3 protein-coding genes and 1 pseudogene are annotated in these 2,790 nt (G+C 31.3%); 1 reads left to right on the top strand and 3 read right to left on the bottom strand.

The window, feature by feature from the left end; genetic code table 11:
• From ACZQCL_RS07320 to ACZQCL_RS07310, 3 genes are all read right to left on the bottom strand, one after another.
• Positions 1–256 (bottom strand): hypothetical protein (locus tag ACZQCL_RS07320; RefSeq protein WP_482482501.1); only part of this gene is annotated, 256 nt, incomplete at its 3' end.
• Between the two features lie 40 nt (positions 257–296).
• Positions 297–998 carry a response regulator transcription factor gene (locus ACZQCL_RS07315; RefSeq protein WP_117925741.1) on the bottom strand — a complete coding sequence of 234 codons (702 nt, stop codon included), beginning with the start codon at positions 996–998 and terminating at the stop codon, positions 297–299.
• Positions 999–1,016: 18 nt separating this feature from the next.
• Complete coding sequence (locus tag ACZQCL_RS07310) at positions 1,017–1,667, bottom strand: PIG-L family deacetylase (RefSeq protein WP_418520710.1); 651 nt, start codon at positions 1,665–1,667, stop codon at positions 1,017–1,019.
• Positions 1,668–2,267: 600 nt separating this feature from the next.
• On the opposite strand from ACZQCL_RS07310, the pseudogene ACZQCL_RS07305 reads away from it, so the two are divergent.
• A pseudogene (locus ACZQCL_RS07305) lies at positions 2,268–2,790 on the top strand (hypothetical protein); the annotation flags it as partial.

Here is a 2,790-nt window from a genome sequence, read left to right as displayed (position 1 = left end):
TAGAATCGATGACTTTATCATCTGGTTTATTTGATTTTGTTTTATATAAAATGACTTGATAACTTCCCTTTTTTAATAATTGATTTAAATCTTTACGAATTTGAGTGTGGTTCATAAAATCCACTTGTTCTTGTTCATCTAAATAAGCTTTCGCCTCTTTTATTTTTTCTTTAGATAAAGTATCAGAATACTTATAATGAGTATTTAAATAATCGTATACGACAAATCTTTGAGAATATATTGCGAAAAAACTCAATAAAAAAACAAGAAGGGAAAGATACAGTCTCGTTATTTTTTTATTCAAAACGATACCCCTTTCCCCAAATTGTTTTTATGTATACTGGATTGGCGGGATCCTTCTCGATTTTCTTTCTAAGATTACGAATATGAACCATGATTGTATTATTTGCCGAATAATAATACGGCTCATTCCATGCTTTTTCATACAATTGTTCAGCTGAAAAAATTTGTTTAGGATTCTTCATCAACGTACTCAAAATATTAAATTCAATATCCGTTAATTCAACTTCCTTTCCATTGACCTCTGCATTTTGTTGGGCATAACGCAAAGTAAGACCATCCATACTTAAATCCTTTTCTGTATCAAGTAATATTTCTTCTTTTTTACCCTTATAGACTTGATAACGACGAAGTAAAGCTTTAACTCTTGCCGTTAATTCACTATACGAAAAAGGCTTTGCCAAATAGTCATCGGCACCACTTGAAAAACCAAGCGTCTTATCCGAATCTAATCCTTTGGCTGTTAAAAATAAGATAGGGACATTGCTTGTTTCACGAAGCTTTAAACAAGTCTGGTAACCATTCATATTCGGCATCATAATATCAAGGACGATTAAATCGATGGAAGAATCAAACAATTGAAGGACCTCGTTTCCATCTTTGGCTTCAATCACTTCATAGCCTTCGCCAGTTAATAAAATTCTTAATATTTCACGGATTTCTGCATTGTCATCCGCCACTAAAATACGCGTCTGCATGTTCACATCCCCTTTCTTTTATTCTATTTTACCCCAATTACTATAGGGTTTCCAATTTTCATAAGGCAACATATGATGTAAATGATCCATCACTTTCGATTGCGAAGAATACAATTGAATGATATCCAATTTCTTATCATAATCTTTTTTGGATAATTTCTTTTCATTCTTTAATTCAGCCTTGTTTTTCTTTGATGTATACGTACCAAAATATACAAGCTGATTTGTCTTATCTTCTTTTTTTAAAATCATGGTAACATACTTAGATACCTTTTTATGATGGATATGCCCATATTCTCCATCCGGATTATGCGTTACAATTTTGTCCCAGTCTTTGGAATCGATTTCTTTTTTTATCTCTCTTTGAATATCCTTTTTACAAGACTTCCAGTTATCACGCTTCCCCTTTGTCTTATCTGGAAAAGATAAAATAATTCCTTTAGAATGTGTCTTCTCCATTACCTTCATAAATTCTTTTTTTCTTTTTTTATTGTTTCCATTCGTAATACATAAAACCGTGTAATTTCCATTGATTAAATGAGATCCACCCCAAATTGTTTCATCATCCGGATGGGCCACAATCATTAAAGATTCAGGCTCTTGGGCATGAATTACGGATGTATTTAGACAAAGCATTAAACTTAAGATGCATAATAATAACTTTTTCATTTTCATCACCAAAAAAATTCTATCAAACATTTCTTAACACTCTACTTATGCATTTCTTAAATCTTCTTAATATATTTATGAAAATTTAATATTTCCTTTTGTCGATACTTAAGATTTATTTTGTATAGTAAAACCATGAAAAAGAGAGATACGTTTTACATTACAATACTATTTATATTACCCATTTTATTTGTACTCTGTGTATCCACATATTCCATGTATGGATCAAAGTTAGACTGGTTATCCCAACATATATCTTTGGCAGACTATTTTCGACAGACCCAACAATTACTTCCAGATAGTTTTGCGAATCTTCAAGGACAAACCAATGCCTTTAGTTTTTCATATTATGGACTATTAAGGCCAGACGTTTTAGTTTCTTATTTATTTCCAAATATTCCAATACATTTCTTTATTATAGGTTATGCAACACTTCTATGGTCATCTACAGGAGGACTTTGTTATTGCTGGCTAAGAAATAAAGGATACAAAGACACAGTAAGCTTTTTTTCAAGCATATGTTGCATATGCGCCAATTGCTTCTTTCAGTCCCACCAACAAATCATGTTTATAGAAATTCTTCCCTTTTTATTTCTTTCGATGATTTTAATAGATAAAAATAAAAGACAATGGATTAGCCTATGTGTATGTATGGCACTTTTCCATAACTATTTCTATACGCCAGGCATGATATTGATTTTGCTTTTATATGATTATGATCAAAACCATACGATAAAAGATATTCTGATTCCGATTCTTATTGGTGTTGGTATGGCTACAATTTTATGGCTACCAACCGGATATTTGATTTTAAACAATCATAAATCTGTTGTACAAACCAACCTATTTAATTTATTAATTCCAAACTTTACTCTAAAAGGACTTGTCTATGATAGCTATGGATGTGGATTGACTGTGATTAGCTGGATTGCCCTATTTCAAGGAATTCAATTTGAAAAGACAAGGAAACTATCGATTCTGTTGATTTTAATGTTTGTTTTCCCAATGTTCTCTTATATATTGAATGGAACTTTATATGCACGCACAAAAATATTGGTGCTATGTTTACCACTCGTGCTTATGATCCTTTCCTATTGGTTACAAGAAAGAAAGTTGAATAAGG

This window comes from Holdemanella sp. (assembly GCF_056804935.1).
This window is presented reverse-complemented; position numbering and strand designations above follow the sequence as displayed.

What these genes read in the sequence shown, in the direction of transcription:
- ACZQCL_RS07315 (WP_117925741.1), bottom strand. Translation starts at nt 998, where the DNA reads ATGCAGACGCGTATTTTAGTGGCGGATGACAATGCAGAAATCCGTGAA.
- ACZQCL_RS07310 (WP_418520710.1), bottom strand. Translation starts at nt 1,667, where the DNA reads ATGAAAAAGTTATTATTATGCATCTTAAGTTTAATGCTTTGTCTAAAT.